The 16153-nt window shown below is 71.2% G+C and carries 13 protein-coding genes; 4 read left to right on the top strand and 9 right to left on the bottom strand.

Annotated features, from left to right (window positions below; genetic code table 11):
* Positions 1-142: 142 nt before the first annotated feature.
* Complete coding sequence (locus tag AB0K36_RS06205) at positions 143-2071, bottom strand: IucA/IucC family protein (RefSeq protein ID WP_364589000.1); 1929 nt, start codon at positions 2069-2071, stop codon at positions 143-145.
* Between the two features lie 29 nt (positions 2072-2100).
* Positions 2101-3477: a diaminobutyrate--2-oxoglutarate transaminase family protein gene (locus tag AB0K36_RS06200; protein WP_364588997.1), complete on the bottom strand. Its 1377-nt coding sequence runs from the start codon at positions 3475-3477 to the stop codon at positions 2101-2103.
* A gap of 322 nt (positions 3478-3799) precedes the next feature.
* Between AB0K36_RS06200 and AB0K36_RS06195 the strand changes: the two genes are divergently transcribed.
* Together AB0K36_RS06195 and AB0K36_RS06190 are read left to right on the top strand one after the other, a co-directional pair.
* A complete protein-coding gene (locus AB0K36_RS06195) occupies positions 3800-4975 on the top strand; it encodes a trypsin-like serine peptidase (protein ID WP_189474648.1) in 1176 nt (391 codons plus the stop codon).
* A 314-nt stretch (positions 4976-5289) separates the two neighbouring features.
* Entirely contained in the window at positions 5290-6459 is a 1170-nt protein-coding gene (locus AB0K36_RS06190; protein WP_364588994.1) for a trypsin-like serine peptidase, read from the top strand.
* Between the two features lie 121 nt (positions 6460-6580).
* On the opposite strand, the gene hflX is transcribed toward AB0K36_RS06190, so the two are convergent.
* The 6 genes from hflX to miaA form a co-directional block, all read right to left on the bottom strand.
* Positions 6581-8071: a GTPase HflX gene (gene hflX / locus AB0K36_RS06185; RefSeq protein ID WP_364588991.1), complete on the bottom strand. Its 1491-nt coding sequence runs from the start codon at positions 8069-8071 to the stop codon at positions 6581-6583.
* A gap of 158 nt (positions 8072-8229) precedes the next feature.
* On the bottom strand, positions 8230-9729 hold the full coding sequence (locus tag AB0K36_RS06180; protein WP_364588988.1) for a M1 family metallopeptidase: 1500 nt from the start codon (positions 9727-9729) through the stop codon (positions 8230-8232).
* 76 nt (positions 9730-9805) lie between these two features.
* The gene (locus AB0K36_RS06175) at positions 9806-11884 is read right to left on the bottom strand and encodes a RelA/SpoT family protein (protein ID WP_364588985.1); all 2079 of its coding nucleotides are present in this window, start codon (positions 11882-11884) and stop codon (positions 9806-9808) included.
* A gap of 138 nt (positions 11885-12022) precedes the next feature.
* Positions 12023-12937: a diaminopimelate epimerase gene (gene dapF / locus AB0K36_RS06170; RefSeq protein WP_364588982.1), complete on the bottom strand. Its 915-nt coding sequence runs from the start codon at positions 12935-12937 to the stop codon at positions 12023-12025.
* Between the two features lie 34 nt (positions 12938-12971).
* Complete coding sequence (locus AB0K36_RS06165; protein WP_159694959.1) at positions 12972-13412, bottom strand: hypothetical protein; 441 nt, start codon at positions 13410-13412, stop codon at positions 12972-12974.
* 106 nt (positions 13413-13518) lie between these two features.
* Positions 13519-14457 carry a tRNA (adenosine(37)-N6)-dimethylallyltransferase MiaA gene (miaA, locus tag AB0K36_RS06160; RefSeq protein WP_364588979.1) on the bottom strand — a complete coding sequence of 313 codons (939 nt, stop codon included), beginning with the start codon at positions 14455-14457 and terminating at the stop codon, positions 13519-13521.
* 182 nt (positions 14458-14639) lie between these two features.
* Here miaA and AB0K36_RS06155 point away from each other — a divergent pair, with 182 nt between their 5' ends.
* Together AB0K36_RS06155 and AB0K36_RS06150 are read left to right on the top strand one after the other, a co-directional pair.
* Positions 14640-14978, top strand: a complete 339-nt coding sequence (locus AB0K36_RS06155) for a hypothetical protein (protein WP_364588976.1) — start codon at positions 14640-14642, stop codon at positions 14976-14978.
* A gap of 25 nt (positions 14979-15003) precedes the next feature.
* Positions 15004-15243: an antitoxin gene (locus tag AB0K36_RS06150; protein ID WP_364588973.1), complete on the top strand. Its 240-nt coding sequence runs from the start codon at positions 15004-15006 to the stop codon at positions 15241-15243.
* Positions 15244-15380: 137 nt separating this feature from the next.
* Here AB0K36_RS06150 and AB0K36_RS06145 read toward each other — a convergent pair whose 3' ends face one another.
* A complete protein-coding gene (locus tag AB0K36_RS06145; RefSeq protein WP_364588970.1) occupies positions 15381-16094 on the bottom strand; it encodes a class III extradiol dioxygenase subunit B-like domain-containing protein in 714 nt (237 codons plus the stop codon).
* Positions 16095-16153 lie beyond the last annotated feature (59 nt).

Here is a 16153-nt window from a genome sequence, read left to right as displayed (position 1 = left end):
AAGTTCTCCGGCAGCCGCAGGTCGAGCGTGTCCTCCGCACCCCCTCCCGGCCGGGGCGCGGGTCCAGGCCCGCTGTCGGTGTGCACATCGGTGGGAGGCAATGCGGCGCTCTCCTCTCGCGGTTCGGTCGGTTCGTGGTGCCTCAAGATCGGAGGGGGTTGGTGATGGTGACGTAGACGGACTGGGTGTCGACCGGGCCGACGAGTTCGTCGAGCCCGTGGAGCCGGGTGAGCAGGTTGGCCTTGCAGCGGAGGGTCGGCATCTCCAGCAGATGGCCGGGCAGCGGTGATCCCATGCCCACGGCGGAGGTGAGGAACTGGCGGAAGGCGGCGAGGAGGACGCGTTCGTCCGCGAGGCGCTGTGCTCCGAAGGCTCCGATCAGCCCCAGCACGTTGTTGATGCCGAGGTAATAGGCGAAGCGTTCGTCAGTGACATCGTCGGACACGAAGGTGTCGCTGTGGGTTCCGATCCCGGGGAGGCGGGCGGTGAGCCACTCGCGGTGCGACTCGCGGAAGTAGTAGCCCTGGTTGTCGCGGTAGCGGCCGCCGGTCGGCCAGCCGTGGGGGTCGAGCAGGACGAGCGTGTTCTGTTGATGCGCCTCCAGCGCGATGCCCGCGGCGGCGTCCAGCCACAGCACCGGGCGCACGACGTGGTCGAGGTAGCGAAGGAACCACTCGGCGGCCACTGCCGTGACCGGTCGGCCGGTGTGGGCCGCGAGCCGGTCGACGACGGTGGCGAGGCGTGACCGCATGCCCACCCGCCCGGGCCACGGCCGGGGAGTGGTCAGCGCCGCTACGCAGACCGCGTCGTCGCCGGGGCCGAAGGGGTTGTGACGGATCATCACGTCGAGCCCTTGCACGGGTTCGGCCCCGGAGGCGTCGACGGCCATCCAGGCCGGGTCGCGCACGATGTCGAATCCCGGGTGCGCGGCCCGCCACTGTTCGGCGAGACCGGCGCGGAGCAGTCGGTGCACCTCGACACCGCGGTGGAGTTCCTTGCGGAGGTTCTCTCTCCGCGAGTTGGTGATGCGCAGACCGAGGGAGAGTTTGAGCATGGCTGGCGCACCCGGGCGGTGCACGGTGCGGACGGAGGAGGTGGGGTACCAGACGTCACCACGGGGACCGAGGTCGTGGAGCAGGCCCGCGTCCAGGAGGGCCGCCACCGCGGGGCGTTGCCCGAGGTCCCGAGCCTGCCATGGGTGGAGGGGCAGGGCGACGGTGTTGTCGGGGAGCGGAAGGTCTCCCGCCAGCCGGGCGGTCAGCTGGTCGGCCGTGACCGTGCGGCCCTGCTCGGTCCAGGCGGATTCGGTGGCGAGGAGGGACCGGTCGACGGCCATCCAGTGCAGCGGGAAGGAGCCGTACAACTCGGGCGAGTAGCGCTGTGCTTCGGCCTCCGAGAGTCCTTCACGGCTCTTGGGAGTCGGATGGAGCGGGTGGCCGAGCAGCAACGACTGTTCGGCGGTGAGGAACAGATCCGCCTCGGGCGGGGCAGCGGGGCGGGCACGCCGTTCGGCGATGAAGTCGGCCGTGCGGCGGACGGAGTCGGCGACGCGGCCCACGAGGTCCGTGCCTTCGCCATGGCCGGCTTCGCGGCCGAGCAGCGCGGCGACGGTCACGGCGTCTGCCCGGGTGGCCTCGTGCGGACTGCCCTGCAGCGTGGGCGGACCGAAGCGGTGCCATCCGGTGGCCGACCAGTAGCGGACGGGGACCAGCAGCGCGGTGCCGCTGGCGTCGAGAGGGACGCGCAGCATGTCTCCCTCGGGCCGTGGCAGGCCGTTCTCCCGCACCCAGCAGCGGAGCAGGTTCTCCACGGTCGCCGTGTCCGCGGCGCGGCGCGGATCGGGGTCGTCGAGGTGGTCCTGCTCCACGTCCGGGTGGGCGGCGGACTCCGGCACACGGGCATGCGGGGTGCCGGCTGTCGCCCCGCTGCGCTGCTGGTCGTGCCGCCCGGCCTGGCGCGGCACCGTCGCTGCTTCCATGGTGAGCGGGCCGCTCACGCCGGCCTGGCTGCGGTGGTGGCCGGTGGGGCCGTCGGGGGACTCGGGCGCATCGGGTGCGGGTGTGGGGTTCACGGAGGGCTTCCTTGTGACGTGGTCCGGGTTCAGTACGACTGCCTGTTGTCGGTGCGGCGTTGCGTGGAGCGCTCTGCGGCGGCCAGGGCGTCGGCAAAACGGTCCAGGACGGCCACTGCCTGCTCGTCGGTCAGGGTGAGAGGAGGGAGCAGGCGTACGACACCGGCATGACGTCCGCCCAGTTCGACGATCAGGCCGCGGTGCAGACACTCCTGCTGCACGGCGGCCGCGAGCCGGGGCGAGGGAGGCGGTACCAGAGCGTCCGGTGCCGCGGAGCCGGCGTCGACCAGTTCGACGCCGATCATGAGGCCTCTGCCCCGTACGTCGCCGATGCAGGGGTGGGCCGCGGCGAGCCCCTGGAGACTCGCCAGCATGCGCGCGCCGAGCGTCGCGGCGCGCTCGGCGAGGCGGTTCTCGCGCACATGGGCAAGGGTCGCCGCACCGGCCGCCATGGCGAGCTGATTGCCGCGGAACGTCCCGGCGTGGGCCCCGGGCCGCCAGACGTCGAGCCCGGAGCGGTACACGACGACGGCCAGCGGAAGGGACCCCCCAATGGCTTTGGACAGCACCATCACGTCCGGCACGATTCCGCTGTGCTCGACGCCCCAGAAGGTGCCGGTGCGCCCCACGCCGGTCTGCACTTCGTCGGCGATCAGCGGAATGGAGCGGTCGGCCGTGATGGCGCGCATCCTGCGCAGCCACTCGTCGGGCGCCGGGATCACTCCGCCCTCGCCCTGTACGGGCTCCAGGATCATGCCGGCCGGTTCGGGGACACCGCTCTTGGGGTCGTCGAGCAGGCTTTCCGTCCATCGGGCGGCGAGTTCCGCACCACGCTCGCCGCCGATCCCGAAGGGGCACCGGTAGTCGTGCGGGAAAGGCAGCCGGGTGACCCTCACGTCGGTAGCGCCCCCCGACGCTTCGAGCGCGCCTGCCGTCATGCCGTGGTAGGCGCCGGTGAAGGCGAGGAGGCCGCTGCGGCCGGTCGCCGTCCTGACGAGTTTGAGAGCGGCTTCGACGGCGTCCGTGCCGGCCGGTCCGCAGAACTGGATGCGCGCGTCCTCTGCCAGCGCCCTCGGCAGTGTGGCGAACAGTTCTGTGGTGAACGCGTCCTTGACGGGGGTGGCGAGGTCGAGCACGTGCAGTGGGGCGCCCGAGTCGATGACCTTTTTGATCGCCTCGAGGACGACGGGGTGGTTGTGCCCGAGCGCCAGGGTGCCCGCACCGGAGAGGCAGTCGAGGTACCGCCGGCCGTCGGCGCCCTCGATCGTCAGACCTCTGGCCCGCACCGGCACGATGGGCAATGAGCGCGCATAGGTGCGGGCCGCCGACTCGCGGAGTGACTGCCTGCGCAGAATCCCCTCATGGGTCGAGGTCGGCGCCACCGGTGCAGGTTCGGTCACGGCCACGGCTGTTGATCCTCCGGCTGTCACAGTTGCGTTGCACATCGGTACGGCACTCCTGCGCGGCGCACCGGCGCTGAAGGCTGTCCTTGTGTCCCCCGCACGTACCAACGACGCGGGGAGCCGGGGATCACGGCCGATCGGAAGATCCTTGCGGTGCCGGAACCGTGGACCTGCCGCACGCCGTCCCCATCGGCACCGGCATAGTGGGGGGCGCCTTCCGGCAGCGGACTCCACTGCGGCGGGCGGGAGCTTGCTCGTGCCAGAAGTTCCGTGACAATTCCGACAGTTCAGATCAGCAGCACCGAAGTCCCAGGGGGATCAAGAGATGCGACCCATTCGCCCGACGCTGGCAGTGGCCTCCATGGCCGCGGTGCTCGCGCTGGCCGCCACCGCGTGCGGCCCGACCGAGGACAACGCCGGCGACAAGCCGAGCGCGTCGGCAGAGCAGCCGACCGACGACAAGATCACTATTCCGGACGATCTCAAGGACCGCCTCAAGGAGCGCGGGATCGACCTGGACAAGTGGAAGAACGGCGAGTGGAAGAACTGGGACAAGGACAAGTGGCTGCGTGAGGCCCAGGACTTCGTCAACCCGATCATCGAGGACCTCTGGGACCCCGACCGGATGCGCGACGCCGAGCAGCCGCCCGAGAAACCGGTCGACAACGACATCTCCGGCGACGAGGGTGTCACCGACCCCACTCCCGCACCGGTCGACGCCCAGGCAGTGAAGGCCCCGTACCACGCGAGCGCCGCCGAGGCCGGCAAGGTCTTCTTCGACGGCCCGCAGGGCTCGATGGTCTGTTCCGCGACCGTGGTGAAGGACCCGGCCAACCCCGGCAAGTCCAACATGGTGTGGACCGCCGGACACTGCGTGCACGCCGGCAAGAGCGGCGGCTGGTACCGCAACATCGCCTTCGTCCCCTCGTACAACGACGGGGCGAAGGAGACCGCGGAGCTGGAGAAGGCGCCGAAGGAAGAGATCGCTCCCTACGGTGTCTGGTGGGGTGACTGGGCGCAGACCTCCGACCAGTGGATCTCCCAGGGCGCGGCGACCGGCGGCCAGGGCGCTGCGTACGACTTCGCCGTCATCCACGTGACCCCGGAGAAGGGCAGCACCGGCAAGTCCCTCGAGGAGACGGTCGGTGCGGCCCTGCCGGTCGACTTCAACGCCCCCGCGGTGCCGAAGATCGACAACATGACCGCCACCGGCTACCCGGCGGCCCCGCCCTACGACGGCCAGAAGCTCTTCCAGTGCGCCGACAAGCCCGGCCGGCTGTCGCTCAGGGCCGAGGAGCCGACGATGTACCGCATCGGCTGCACCATGACCGGCGGTTCGTCCGGCGGTGGCTGGGTCGCACAGGGACAGGACGGCAAGCCCGCTCTTGTCTCGAACACGTCGATCGGCCCGGTGACGGCCGGCTGGCTGGCCGGTCCGCGCCTCGGCAAGGAGGCCGAGGGCGTCTACAAGGCGGTCAGCAAGAAGTTCGAGGGTCAGTAGGAGGATCCGGGCGCACGCGTGCCCGGACGCAGTGACGCGGGCAGGGGTCCGGCCGTACGGCCGGGCCCTTGTTCACCTCGTGGTTCTTCATCCTCGTGGAGACTCCGTGCAGTTGGGGCTCCCGCCCGGTTGATCGGCCGCGCACCGGCCTAGAGTGGTGCCGCACCCCGAGGCGGCCCCGGAGGCCGCCTTTTTCCATGACACGCTCATGGCAACCAGCTCCGACGCCGCCGTATCGGCGTGCGTCGCGGCACCTGGTGCGAGCACTTCCCGCACATGTCGAAGATTCGAAGCATTCAGGGGGAATCGTTTCCATGCGATCCATACGTCCGTTGCTGGCCGCGGCCGGTCTTGTCTCGGCCCTCGCGCTGACGGCGACCGCCTGCGGCCCGAGCGAGGACAACTCGGCCGACAAGCCGGCCGCATCCGGCTCCGCCGCGGACAACGGCGGCGCCGCGCTCCCCGCGGACCTGGCCGACAAGCTCAAGGAGCAGGGTGTCGACCTGGACAAGTGGAAGAACGGCGAGTGGAAGAACTGGGACAAGGACAAGTGGCTGCGTGAGGCCAAGGACTTCGTCAACCCGGTGATCGATGGCCTGTGGAAGCCCGAGCGGATGACGACGGCCAAGGCGCCCGCCAAGACCATGGCGGCCGGCGACATCTCCGGCGACCAGGACGTGACCGACCCGGAGCCGCGCCCCGTACAGGCCGAGCCCGAGAAGAAGCCGTACCACAAGAACGCCGCCCCGGTCGGCAAGGTGTTCTTCGACGCCCCCGAGGGCTCGATGGTCTGTTCCGCGACCGTCGTCAAGGACCCGAAGAACCCCGGGAAGTCCAACATGGTGTGGACCGCGGGCCACTGTGTCCACGCCGGCCAGGCGGGCGGCTGGTACCGCAACATCGCCTTCGTCCCCGCGTACAACGACCAGGGCAAGTCGCCCGCCGCGCTGGAGAGCGCGCAGCCGCACGAGGTCGCGCCGTACGGCGTCTACTGGGCCGACTGGGTCGCGACCTCCGCCGGATGGATCGATGAGGGCGGCCCCACGGGCGGCACCGGCGCCCCGTACGACTACGCCGTGATGCACGTGAAGCCGGAGAAGGGCACCAAGTCCCTCGAGGAGACGGTGGGCGTCGCCCTCGACATCGACTTCGACGCCCCCGAGGCGAAGGACATCAGCGCCATGGGCGCCTGGGGCTACCCGGCCGCCCCGCCGTACGACGGGGCTCTCATGCACAAGTGCGTGGACCGCCCCGGACGGCTTTCCATCGCCCCCGGCACGCCGACGATGTGGCGGATCGGCTGCACCATGACGGGTGGTTCCTCCGGTGGCGGCTGGTTCGCGGAGCAGCCCGACGGCAAGCTCGCGCTGGTCTCCAACACCTCGATCGGTCCGGTGACTTCGGGCTGGCTGGCCGGTCCGCGACTGGACCAGGACGCACAGCAGCTCTACGCGATGATGAGCGAGAAGTTCGCCGGCCAGTAGCGCCGGCAGGACCGGTCCCCGCGCGGTCGGGGAGACGTCCGCAGCGCATGAAGGCCCGCCCCGTCGAGGGGCGGGCCTTCATGCATGTCCGGGAGCGGTCGTCCCGTATGTCAGGGCCGGATCAGTGCGCGGCGGGCAGGAACGGAGACAGGGCCGCCGCCAGCTCCTCGTGCACCAGCGCCTTCAGCAGGGTGCCTTCCGTGGTGTGTTCCTCGGAGAGCACCTCACCGTCGGCGTGCACCCGCGAGACGAGCCCGCCCTCGGTGTAGGGCACGAGCGCCTCGATCTCGATCTTCGGCCTCGGCAGTTCGTCGTCGATCAGCTGCACCAGCTCGGCCATGCCCGCGCCGGTCCGCGCCGACACCGCGATCGCGTGCCGCTCGATGCGCAGCAGCCGCTGCAGCACCAGCGGATCGGCCGCGTCCGCCTTGTTGATCACCACGATCTCGGGCACGTCGACCGCACCCACGTCACGGATGACCTCCCGCACGGCTGCCAGCTGCTCCTCCGGTGCCGGATGCGATCCGTCGACCACGTGCAGGATCAGGTCGGAGTCCCCGACCTCCTCCATCGTGGAACGGAACGCCTCGACAAGGTGGTGCGGAAGGTGCCGTACAAAGCCGACCGTGTCGGCCAGGGTGTAACCCCTGCCGCTCGGCGTCTCGGCCCGTCGGACGGTCGGGTCCAGCGTGGCGAACAGTGCGTTCTCCACCAGGACTCCGGCGCCGGTGAGACGGTTGAGCAAGGACGACTTGCCGGCGTTGGTGTAACCGGCGATGGCGACGGAAGGCACGCGGTTACGGCGGCGCTCCTGACGCTTGACGTCGCGTCCCGTCTTCATCTCCGCGATCTCACGGCGCATCTTCGCCATCTTCTCGCGGATCCGTCGCCGGTCCGTCTCGATCTTGGTCTCACCGGGACCACGCGTGGCCATGCCGCCACCGCCGCCGCCACCCATCTGCCGGGAGAGCGACTGACCCCAGCCTCGGAGCCTGGGCAGCATGTACTGCATCTGCGCCAGCGCGACCTGCGCCTTACCCTCTCGGGACTTGGCGTGCTGGGCGAAGATGTCGAGGATCAGGGCGGTCCGGTCGACCACCTTGACCTTGACGACGTCTTCGAGCTGGATCAGCTGGCCGGGGCTGAGCTCACCGTCGCAGACGACGGTGTCGGCACCGGACTCGAGGACGATGTCCCGCAGTTCCTGTGCCTTGCCCGAACCGATGTACGTGGCCGGGTCCGGCTTGTCACGGCGCTGGATGACGCCGTCGAGGACCAGCGCGCCGGCCGTCTCCGCCAGGGCCGCCAGCTCCGCGAGGGAGTTCTCGGCGTCCTGCATCGTCCCTGTGGTCCAGACACCGACCAGCACGACACGCTCGAGGCGCAGCTGTCGGTACTCGACCTCTGTGACGTCTTCGAGCTCTGTGGAAAGGCCCGCCACACGCCGCAGCGCCGCACGCTCGGAGCGGTCGAACTGGTCGCCGTCCCGCTCGGTGTCGATCTCGTAGCTCCAGGCGACGTCCTCTTCCATCAGGGCATCGGCCCGAAGGCTCTCGGTGCGCGTCTCAGCCAAGCTCTGCTGTTCCTGGGAAGTGGATGAAGAGGAGGTCATTGGATCCTTACGTCGATGTGGGAGCCCTCCCGACGGACGACCGCCGGAGTGCTCGGTTACACGTGACAACGCGTGACCGTCCCGGAAGATTCCCCGTGGGATCCCCGTCCCGGCCGCGCCGCCGACCTGCCGATGGTCGCACGGGCGCACCCGGAGCGTCACCCCGATTTCAACGGCCCGCGCACTCCCCCTGCGGTATTTGCCCGAGTGTCCTCCGCGGCCTGGCTCCGCCACTCCGGGTGCCCCGGCATCGGCGGGGTCTTCTTGCCGTACAGCCACGCCTGGAAGAACGCCGACAGGTCACGTCCCGCGACGGCCGACGCGAGCCGCGTGAAGTCCTCTGTGGTCGCCGTGGCGTCCCGGTGCTCCGTGACCCATCGCCGCTCCAGGTGCTCGAAGGCGGCCGTGCCGATCTCCTGCCGCAGCGCGTAAAGGACCAGCGCGCTGCCGTCGTACACGACGGGCCGGAAGAGACTCAGCTTCTGGCCCGGGGCGGGGGCGGCGGGCGCCGCGGGCGGCCCGCCGGCGGCGCGCCAGGTGTCGGAGCGGGCGTAGGCCTCACGCATCCGGGTCTTCAGCGGCATCTCGGCCTTCTCCTGCGCGTACAGCGCCTCGTACCAGCTGGCGTGTCCCTCGTTCAGCCACAGGTCGGACCAGGTGCGCGGCGAGACGCTGTTGCCGAACCACTGGTGGGCCAGCTCGTGGACCATGACGGAGTCGACGTACCACTCGGGGAAGGCTCCGGAGGTGAACACGGAGCGCTCGAAGAGCGACAGGGTCTGGGTCTCCAGCTCGAAGCCCGTGTCGGCGTCGGCGACCAGCACGCCGTACGTCTCGAACGGGTAGCGGCCGACCTTCTCCTCCATCCACTTCACGTGGTCCGGCGTCTTCTTCAGCCAGCGCTCCAGCTCCTCGCGGTCGGCGGCGGGCACGACGTCGCGCAGGGGAAGACCGTGCGGGCCCTGCCGCTCGACGACCGCCGAGCGGCCGAGGGAGACCTGGGCCAGCTCGGTGGCCATGGGGTGACCGGTGCGGTAGACCCATGAGGTCTGCTTGTCGGTCGATGCCCTGGCGACGCGGCGCCCGTTGGCCACCACGGTGATGTCCCGCGGCGCGGTGACCCGGAAGGTGAAGTACGCCTTGTCGGAGGGATGGTCGTTGGAGGGGAAGACCCGGTGCGCGGCGTCCGCCTGGTTGGCCATCGCCAGGCCGTCGCCGGTACGCACCCAGCCGCCGGCGTTCTTGGGACCGCGCGGATCACTCGTGTGGGTCACCGTGATCTGCATCCGCGACCCCTCGGGGACGGTCGCGGGCGGGTCGATGACGAGGTCCTCGCCGGCGCCCGCGAAGTCGGCCGGGGTGTCGTTCACCATGACCGAGCGGACCTCACCGTGGGTGAAGTCGAGATTGACGCGGTCGAGCCTGCGGGTCGTCCAGGCGTCGATCTTCGTGACGGCGTCGAGGGGCTTGTCGTTGCGGCCCTCGTAGGTGAGGGAGATGTCGTACTCGAGTACGTCGTAGCCGGGATTGCCCAGTTCGGGGAAGAGCCGGTCCCCGATACCGAGCGGTTCCGGCGACGGCAGGGTGGCGGCGACGAGGGTGACCGAGGCGGCGGCCAGCAGGGCGGCACGCAGACGGCGCCGGGAGGTGTGCAGCATGCCCTACCGCTACCAGCGCCCTCCGCACGGGCCGTGGCGGCACGCGACACCCAGTGACGTGCCCACCCGAACGGGGTCAGGCCGTGGCGGCCGGATGCTGGGTCCGGCTGACGTCGTACACGCCCGGCACGTCCCGCATCGCCCGCATGAGGGCCGGAAGTCCGGCGGCGTCGGGAAGTTGCAGTGTGTACGTGTGCCGTACCCGCTGCTGCGTCGGCGGCTCCACCGTCGCCGAGACGATCGCGGCCCCCTCCCCCGCGATGACTTCCGTGAGATCCGCCAGGAGGCGGGGACGGCCGAACGACTCGGCGACAAGGGTGACCCGGCACTCGGCCGCGTCACCCCAGCGCACCGGCACCGGCTCGCGCCCCACATCGGTCATCCGCGCCACGGCGGGGCACTCCAGCCGGTGGACGGTCACGGCTCCACCGCGGACGGGGAAGCCGGTGACCGCGTCCGGCGGCACCGGTGTGCAGCAGCCGGCCAGCCGGACCGTGGCCTCGGGAAGGTCCACGACGGCGTTCGCGGAGGCCGGCCGGCCGGCGGGCAGCGGGGCGGGCCGGCGGGGAGCGGTGGAGGGCGCCGCGGCCCGCTGCGGGTGCGCGTCGAGCCAGCTGGTGATGGCGATGCGGGCGGCAGGGGTGCGGGCGTGGTCGAGCCACTGGGGCGAGGGGCCGGAGGCGCTGTCCTGCGCCAGCAGGACGTGCACGGTGTCACCGTCCCCGAGGACCGTGCTGAGCGTCGCCAGCCGGCCGTTGACGCGCGCCCCGATACAGGTGTGCGCCTTCTCGCCGTACTGGGCGTAGGCGGCGTCCACACAGCTCGCGCCCGCCGGCAGTCCGAGGGCCCGGCCGTCGGCGCCGAAGACGGTGATCTCCCCGTCCTGCGCCAGGTCCGCGCGCAGGGAGGTCCAGAAGGTGTCCGGGTCCGGGGTGGACTCCTGCCACTCCAGCAGCCGGGAGAGCCAGCCCGGCCTGGTCGGGTCGGCCCGCTCACCGTCCGCCGGCTCGGCCCCCTCCACGGGTACGTACGGGTTGCCCAGGGCGACCACACCCGCCTCCGCGACCTTGTGCATCTGGTGCGTGCGGATGAGGACTTCGGCGACCGCCCCGTCGGGACCCGCGACGGCGGTGTGCAGCGACTGGTACAGGTTGAACTTGGGGGCCGCGATGAAGTCCTTGAACTCGGAGATCACCGGTGTGAAGCAGGTGTGCAGTTCACCGAGGACGGCGTAGCAGTCGGCGTCCTCCCCGACGAGGATCAGCAGTCGGCCGAAGTCCGTGCTGCGCAGCTGCGACCGCTTCAGGCAGACCCGGTGGACCGACACGAAGTGCCGCGGCCTGATGAGCACTTCGGCGCTGATGCCGGCCTCACGCAGCGCGGCACGGAAGTCGTCCGCGATGGCGGCGAGCGCGGTGCACGCGGTGGAGTTCTCGGCGATGAGCGCCCGGGTCCGCTCGTACTCCTCGGGGTGCAGGATCGCGAAGACCAGGTCTTCCAGTTCTGTCTTGAGGGCCTGCACACCGAGCCGTTCGGCGAGCGGGATCAGCACGTCGCGCGTGACCTTGGCGATGCGTGCCTGTTTCTCCGGCCGCATCACCCCGAGGGTGCGCATGTTGTGCAGCCGGTCGGCGAGTTTGATCGACATCACCCGGACGTCGTTGCCCGTCGCGACGAGCATCTTGCGGAAGGTCTCCGGCTCGGCCGCGGCGCCGTAGTCGACCTTCTCCAGTTTGGTGACGCCGTCGACGAGATAGCCGACCTCGGCGCCGAACTCGGATCTCACCTGATCGAGTGTCACCTCGGTGTCCTCGACGGTGTCGTGGAGCAGAGAGGCCGTCAGCGTCGTTGTCTCCGCGCCCAGTTCGGCAAGGATCAACGTCACGGCGAGCGGGTGGGTGATGTAGGGCTCGCCGCTCTTGCGGAACTGCCCGCGGTGCGAGGACTCCGCCAGTACGTACGCCTTGTGCAGTGTGGCGAGGTCGGCGTCGGGGTAGTGGGCCCGGTGCGCGTCCACGACATGGCCGATCGCGTCGGGGAGCCGGTCGCGGCCCGTGGGGCCCAGCAGAGCGGCGCGGCCCAGCCTGCGCAGGTCGATCCTGGGACGGCCGCGCCTGCGGCTGTGGGCACCTGGGTTGGTGGCCTCTGCGCTCATGGGCACCTCCGGCAGCTTCGACCGGCGGTACGGAGAACTGGCATGCCTCCGGGCCGGTGCTTGATGCTACCGAGCCCACCACGTGGCGCAGTCCAGCTCTCGCCCAGCGTGAAACGGATCACCCATTCGAGCGAAGCCCTAGGTGGTCACGGTTTCGAGGAGAGCGGGGTCGATCACACCCTCGGCGACGATCACGGCGGCGCCGGTCATCTCGATCTCCCCGTCGGGCCGCTCGGTGATACGGAGCCGGCCACCGGGCAGATCCACCGTGTACGTCACCGGGGCGCCGGTCGCTGCCGGATCCAGACCGTCGCGGCGCGCGGCGGCCACGGCGACGGCGCAGGCGCCGGTGCCGCACGAGCGGGTCTCGCCGGAGCCGCGCTCGTGGACCCGCATCGCCACATGGCGCTCACCGCGGTCGACGACGAACTCCACGTTGACCCCGTCGGGGTAGACCGACGCGGGGGTGAACGGAGGCACTGTCAGCAGGTCGCCCGCGTGGTCCAGCTCCTCGACGAAGGCGACCGCGTGCGGGTTGCCCATGTTCACGTTCCTCGCCGGCCAGCTGCGGCCGCCGACGGACACGGTGACGCCGTCCTCGGGCAGCACGGCCCGGCCCATGGAGACCGTGATGTCGGCGCCGGCGCCGCCGCTCCCGGGAGCGGCCTTGGCGATGTGGACCTTCTTGATCCCGCCGCGGGTCGCGACGGAGACGTCGCCGGCGTCGATGTGGCCCGCGTACTGGAGGTACCGGGCGAAGACCCGTACGCCGTTGCCGCACATCTCGGCGATCGAACCGTCCGCGTTGCGGTAGTCCATGAACCACTCCGCCTCGTCGGCCATGTGCCCGGCCTCCGGGTGGGCGGCCGCGCGCACCACGCGCAGCAGCCCGTCACCGCCGATACCGGCCCGGCGGTCGCACAGCCGGGCGACGGCGGACGCGGACAGGTCCACGGCGTTGTCGGGGTCGGGGACGATCACGAAGTCGTTCTCGGTCCCGTGGCCCTTGAGGAAGGGGAGGGGCGACGTCTGCGAGGTGCTCACGTGCTCCATCGTACGAGGGCGGTCCGACAGCGGCCGGAGCCGGTCACCTCAGCCGTGCCACACGCCACACGGCGAGTGCGACGAGCACCGCGGCGACGCCTACGTACAGGGCGATCACACGCCAGTCGGGGCGTTCGCCCGAACCGCGCGACGGCAGGCCCGGCCAGGTGTGGCCGACACGGCGCGCCGCCATCACACCCCAGCCGGCGGCGCAGCAGCTGAGCAGCAGCCCGAGCATGGCCACGACCGCGCCCCCGTCGCCCGTACCGAAGGCGAGCGGGAAGGCGAACATCAGCGAGCCGAGGGCGGCGAGGACGACGATGGGGGCGAGCTGCCAGATCCTGAGCCGCCGCTGTGGACGCAGCTCGACCTCTACCTCGTCGGCGAGCACATCCTGCTCGTCGGGCCCGTCCGGGCTGAGACCGGACGCGCCGTCCGCCGCATCCCGTCGTTGCTGTTCCGTGTCGCGAGGGCCGGCCTCCATCGCCACGCGCCCTCCCAACTCGGACTCAACTGTCGATCGATGCTCGATGATGGCACGCTCCCAGGGGCCGCAATGGCGGCCGGAGCGTCCCGATGCCATCACGTGATCAGGCTGTGACCGCTCGTTCGATCAACGCCAGCGCGCGGTGCGGAAGTTCCGTCCTGTCGGCGGCGGCGCCGCTCAGCCAGTGCACCCGCGGGTCGCGACGGAACCACGAGTCCTGGCGGCGCGCGAAGCGCTTGGTGGCGCGTACGGTCTCGTCGCGCGCCTCCTGTTCGCCGCACTCTCCGGCGAGAGCGGCCAGCACCTGCTGGTAGCCGAGCGCCCGCGAGGCCGTGCGTCCTTCCCTGAGCCCCTGCGCCTCGAGTGCGCGCACCTCGTCGACGAGGCCCGCCTCCCACATCCGGTCCACACGTACGGCGATGCGTTCGTCGAGCTCGGGCCGTGCCACGTCGACGCCGATCTGGACGGTGTCGTAGACGGCGTCGTGGCCGGGCAGGTTGGCCGTGAAGGGCTTGCCGGTGATCTCGATGACCTCGAGGGCCCTGACGATCCGGCGGCCGTTGCTCGGGAGGATCGCCCGGCCGGCCTCCGGGTCGGCTGCGGCCAGCCTGGCGTGCAGGGCGCCGGGGCCGCGCACCGTCAGCTCCTCCTCCAGGCGCGCCCGCACCTTCGGGTCGGTGCCGGGGAACTCGAGGGCGTCGATCGCGCCGCGCACATAGAGCCCGGAGCCTCCGACGAGCACCGGGGTGCGGCCCTCGGCGAGCAGTCGGTCGATCTCCGCCCTCGCCAGCCTCTGGTACTCGGCGACGCTCGCGGCCTGGGTGACGTCCCAGATGTCGAGGAGCCGGTGCGGCACTCCGCCGCGTTCTTCGGTCGTCAGCTTGGCGGTGCCGATGTCCATCCCCCGATAGAGCTGCATGGAGTCCGCGTTGACGACCTCGCCGTTGAGTTGCCGGGCGAGGAACACCCCCAGATCGGACTTTCCGGCTGCGGTGGGACCGACGACGGCGATGACCCGCGAGGCGGGAGCTGCACTTCTCACCGCCCCAGTCTCGCAAACCCTGGCGCGTGTCCCCGAACGAGCGAGGTGACGGCGGCGACTCGGGGTCGTTGCCTGTTGCGAGGTTCCGAACGCCGGTTTCCGGACCGGCCCCCGCGCGTGACGCAAGACGGCGCTCCGGGCGGCGCAGAACTTCGCCCGCACGAGTAGGGTATGGAGTAGATATGGGTGTTTTCTCATGGTTTCGCGGTAAGCCCGCAGCAGCCGTGGAGGCGTCGGCACCGGAGGCAGCTGTCGGAGTTCCCGCCGAGGAGTCCGAGGAGTCGGGGCGGTCCGAGGTGAGCGACGGCACGGCCGAGGCCCCGGCTGTGGTGGTGGAGCCGGCGGAAGAGGTGGCAACTGCCACCGGAGCCGTCGAGGCCACCGGATCCACCGATGCCGCCGCAGAGGCCGCGGTACCTCCCCTCGACGGAGGTACCGCGGCCGAGGCGGTGGAGATCCCGAGGCAGCAATCGGCCGGGGAGGCGGCGGACAGCGAGGCCGGCGAAGGCGCCCGCACGTAGCAGCCGCGACGAGGGAAGGTGCCCCATGGGCTTCCTGGACAACCTGAAGACCAAGCTCGGCCCCGCGAAGGACAAGGTCTCCGGCCTTGCCCAGCAGCACGAGGGCAGGATCGGGCAGACGCTGGAGAAAGCTGCCAAGAAGGTCGACGACAAGACCAAGGGCAAGTACAGCAACAAGATCGAGACGGGTACCGGGAAGGCGAAGCAGGCCCTCGGCCGCATCGCGCACAAGGACGACGGCGGGACGACACCGCCGGCCGCCTGAAGGGCACCGGACCGGTTCGGCGGAGGGCGGTGGTGGAGCACAGGCTCCACCACCGCCCTCCGCGCGCGTCCCGGAGGTTTTCCCGGCGAGCGGACGTGCCAGGGCCCGCGAGCCCGGCATGGTCCGAACGAGAGGCCCTAGGACCGGGACCAGGCCGCGACGAAGTAGCCGACACCGTACGGGTCACTCTCGTGGAGCAGCCGGCCCGTGAGCCCCGCGCCTTGTGCGGCTCCGGCGAGGACCTGCCACGGCGCGCGGCCCGACACCTTGAGCTCGCGGGCCAGCGACTCGTCGAGCTCCCTGAGCCCTTCGATGTCGGCCGCGCCGAGCGCGTCGGCGGCCCGCCGGTCGAAGTCCCCGGCCCGCTCGTCGAGGTAGCCGGGCGCCTTGAGCGTGCGGCAGGCGCTGCCGTCGCCCATCACCAGAAGCGCGACCCGTCCGGCGCGCGCGGCGAGTTCCTTCCCGGCCGTCATGCACCGGTGTCCGTCCAGGGGTTCGCCGACCCCGAGGCCTTCGACCGGAGCGGCCGCCCAGTCGCCGCGGGCGAGAAGCCAGGCGCCGACGGCCAGTGAAGGCGGCAGTGTCCGTTCCTGCCGGGGGCCGTCGCCGAGCCGGACGTCGAGTTCCACGCCGAACTCCCGGAAGGAGCCGGTGGTGCCCGCGGAGTGCGGTCCGCGCCGATCGTGTTCCGCGGGTCCGACCACGATCAGCAGGTCCGGCTCCGCGGCGGCGAGGACGGCCACGGCGTCGGCGCACGCCGCGCGTGTCGCGTCCAGTTCGGGCGCGGCACCGGAGGCGACCTCGGGGACGAGGAGCGGCGGGCACGGACACACGGCGGCGGCTACGAGCATGATCCGCAGCCTAGTCGGCGTGGTGCGCGAGGCGGGCACCTGCCGGGCCCGGGCGGTCG

The sequence above is a fragment of the Streptomyces kurssanovii genome (genome assembly GCF_040677245.1).
Lineage (GTDB): Bacteria > Actinomycetota > Actinomycetes > Streptomycetales > Streptomycetaceae > Streptomyces > Streptomyces kurssanovii.
The sequence above is the reverse complement of the archived record's forward strand: the minus strand, read 5'-3'. Positions and strand labels throughout refer to the sequence as shown.